This is a genomic window from Candidatus Nanopelagicales bacterium, assembly GCA_018003655.1.
GTDB lineage: Bacteria > Actinomycetota > Actinomycetes > S36-B12 > UBA10799 > JAGNDY01.
Window position 1 is genome coordinate 1 of the sequence record JAGNDY010000147.1, and the last position, 3,300, is coordinate 3,300.

Sequence of the window (3,300 nt, forward strand, 5' to 3'; positions counted from 1 at the left end):
ACAAACGTGACTCGCAATGTCCTCGCAGGTCCGGCAACCGACACCTTCTCGGCCGCGCTGACCCCGCGCGGCGGTACGTACGGGGTTGGCATCATTCCCGAGGTCACTTTCTCCAAGTCGGTTCCGGCTAAGGACCGCGCCGAGATGGAGAAGCGCATGACCGTCACCACATCTCCCACTGAGGTCGCCGGCTCCTGGCGCTGGACCGACAGCACCACCGCAGCGTTCCGGCCCGCCAAGTTCTGGCCAGGACGGACCAACGTCACCGTCAAGGCCGACCTTGAAGGCGCTCGGATCAGCAAGACCAAGAGCCAGCCGATGTCCTGGGGCGACAAGAACAAGAAAGCCCAGTTCAAGACCGGTCGCGAGATGGTCATCAAGATCAGCTCCGGGAAGCATCAAGCCAAGGTCTACATCGACGGCAAGGTCAAGCACACCATGGGCGTGAGCATGGGCAAGCCCGGCTACACGACCCGCTCGGGGATCAAGACGCTGACCGACAAGCACGTCGTTCAGCGGATGACCAACGTTGGCGTCACCACCGATTCGGTCTACGACCTGCAGGTTCCGTACGCCATGCGCCTAACCTCGACCGGCGAGTTCCTGCACGCCGCACCTTGGAACGGCAACATCGGCTACGCCAACACCTCGCACGGGTGTACGAACCTCAACTACAGCGATGCGGTGTGGGTCTTCAACCGGATGAAATGGGGCGACCCAGTCATCACTCGCGGTACCGGTCGGCCAATGGAAGACTCGAACGGTCCCGGCGCGCTCTGGAACATCCCCTACAGCAAGTGGGCCAGTGGTTCGGGCACCGACGGAACGTCCGCCTGATCCTCGACCCCGCACTGACGTAGAACGGCCCGCCAACCATCGATTGGCGGGCCGTTCTACGTCAGTGATCTGCGCGAAGTCAGTGACCCACGCGTAGTGGAAACTTACTCGGACTTGGGCAGAGCGTCCTGTGCTTTTGCTGCAGCGTTCTTGGCAGCTTCCGTCAGCGCTGCCGCACCTTTGTTGACTTGCTCGGTAGCTGCGGCGATCGCGGCGCTCGCCTGTTCGGAGGCTACGGCCGTCTTGTCTCCGAACTGTTCAGAAGCAGCGGCGGAAACCCTGCTGGGGACCTCACCAACTACATCAGCAAGGTTCTTCGCGGCGGCCTGGGCTGCCTCAAGTGCTGCTTGGAGTTTTGCTCCTGCGTCATCTGTGTTTGCCATGGTGGCCACGGTAGGCCCCCGCGCGTGCGCCACGCAATCGATGCGCCCTTCTGACTCCGCCAGGCGAGCCAGACCATAGAGTCGCCACGGTGAACAACTACCTAGTCGGCACGGGCATGGCCGACGTGACTGGCGAAGCTGGCAACGTCGGAATGATGGGTTACGCACTGATCCAGCAGCGCACCGGTGGCATCCACATGCGCCAATGGGCGCGGGCTTTTGTGATAGCTGAGCCCTCGCCCGACGGGCGGCGGGTCGTGTTTGTCAACCTCGACCTCGGGATGGTGTTCACCAGCGTCCACCAGGAAGTCATGCGGCGGTTGGCCCAACGCTTTGGCGACCGCTACACCAGCGCGAATGTCATGCTCAGCGCAACGCACACCCACGGCGGTCCAGGCGGGTACTCGCACTACCGTCTCTACAACATCACGACCGGTGGCTTCCGTCCCCGCACCTTCGAGGCCATCATCGATGGCATCGTTACCGCGATCGAACGAGCCGACTCTGACCTTGGTCCTGGTGATATTCGCCTGGACACTGGGCGCGTGCACGGCGCGAACGTCAACCGTGCGCTCATGGCCTTCGAGCGCAATCCGATCGCTGACAAGCAGCAGTTCCCCGGTGGCGTGGACTCATCGATGACGGTGCTGCGCTTCGAGCGCAACGGCACCCCGATCGGCGTGCTCAGCTGGTTCGCCACCCATGGCACATCGATGACCAATACGAATCGGCTCATCAGCCCGGACAACAAGGGCTACGCCGCCTACCTCTGGGAACACGACTGGGCGGGACGCTCGTCGCTGGCGAAAGCCAGCGGAGAGCCCGGCTTCGTCGCCGGATTTGCCCAGGGCAACGCCGGGGATATGTCGCCGAATGTGGGCGCCGGGGACGGGTACGGCCCGGCGAACAACGAGTTCGCCAACACCAGAATCATCGGTAGCCGCCAGGCCATTCGTGCCCGTGAGATCTTCGACTCTGCGCAAACGCTCTTGGACGGCCCCATCGACTCGCGGCAACGCGATCTCGACTTTTCGCAGATCGAGGTCTCCGAGGAGTTCCGGGTGGGCGCGGCCACCCGTACCTGGCCAGCGATCATCGGCCAAGCCTTCAGCAGTGGGTGCTTCGATGGACGTGGCCTGCCGTTCATCCACCAAGGCGACCTGAAACGGCATCCGATGTTCAAGGTGCTTGATCACGCAATCGTGCAGGCGCCGCCAGAGGTGATTGCTGGCCACCACCCCAAGCCCGTCGGCCTGGCAACCGGGATGTGCGTCCCGCTGCCCTGGACTCCGCAGATCCTGCCGCTTCAACTGCTGCGCATCGGACAGCTGGTGATCGTCGGTGGCCCGGGCGAGTTCACGATCACCTCCGGCAAGCGCATCCGGGAGGCCGTGGCAAACGGTCTGGGGATGGCCGACTCGCACGTCGTCTTCGCTGGCTACGCGAACGGGTACTCCGGCTACATCACCACCCCCGAGGAATACAGCGCGCAACTGTACGAGGGCGGATCCACTCACTTCGGCCCGGCCACCTCACCCGCCTACCAGCAGGAGTTCGCGTCCCTCGCCAAGGCATTGGTCACCGGGGAACCCACCCCCAGTGAGGTAGACCGACCCGATCTGTCCAACTCGGTGCGGGTCTTCGACCCCGCGGCACGGATCCCCGACGCGGCCGGTCCGGGTCGCCGATTCGGTGAGGTCACCCAAGAGCCAGCAACCCGCTACTCGCTGGCGAGCAACGCCATCGTTGAGGCGACGTTCGTTAGCGCGAATCCCAGCAACGATCCTCGCAGCGGCGGCACGTTTCTGGAAGTCCAACGTGCCACCGAGCAGGACTGGACGACGGTGGCCAGCGACGACGACTGGGAGACGGTCTTCCGGTGGCGTCGCGCGGTGGCGGGAGTCTCACGAGCGAACGTCTGGTGGCAGGTGCCACCCGATGCGCGGGTGGGCGCCTACCGAATCGTCCACCACGGGCAGCGCAGGGACGCTGCCGGCGTTCTCCATCCGTTCAGCGCGGTGACCAGAACGTTCACCCTCGAATAACGACAACCGGACAGTGCGCATGCGCGACGCAGTGC

3 protein-coding genes are annotated in these 3,300 nt (G+C 64.1%); 2 read left to right on the forward strand and 1 reads right to left on the reverse strand.

All coding sequences use genetic code 11. The features are described from left to right. On the forward strand, positions 1-837 hold an 837-nt coding region (locus tag KAZ48_11485), incomplete at its 5' end, for a L,D-transpeptidase (protein ID MBP7973412.1). 104 nt (positions 838-941) lie between these two features. Here the strand turns inward: KAZ48_11485 and KAZ48_11490 are convergent. Then, positions 942-1,220: a hypothetical protein gene (locus KAZ48_11490; protein MBP7973413.1), complete on the reverse strand. Its 279-nt coding sequence runs from the start codon at positions 1,218-1,220 to the stop codon at positions 942-944. Positions 1,221-1,309: 89 nt separating this feature from the next. Between KAZ48_11490 and KAZ48_11495 the strand changes: the two genes are divergently transcribed. Beyond that, positions 1,310-3,265 (forward strand): neutral/alkaline ceramidase, encoded by a 1,956-nt coding sequence (locus tag KAZ48_11495; GenBank protein ID MBP7973414.1) that lies wholly within the window; start codon positions 1,310-1,312, stop codon positions 3,263-3,265. Positions 3,266-3,300 lie beyond the last annotated feature (35 nt).

Bases quoted from the DNA above. Each gene is read 5' to 3' on its own strand.
- KAZ48_11490 (MBP7973413.1), bottom strand. From the start codon at position 1,220: ATGGCAAACACAGATGACGCAGGAGCAAAACTCCAAGCAGCACTTGAG.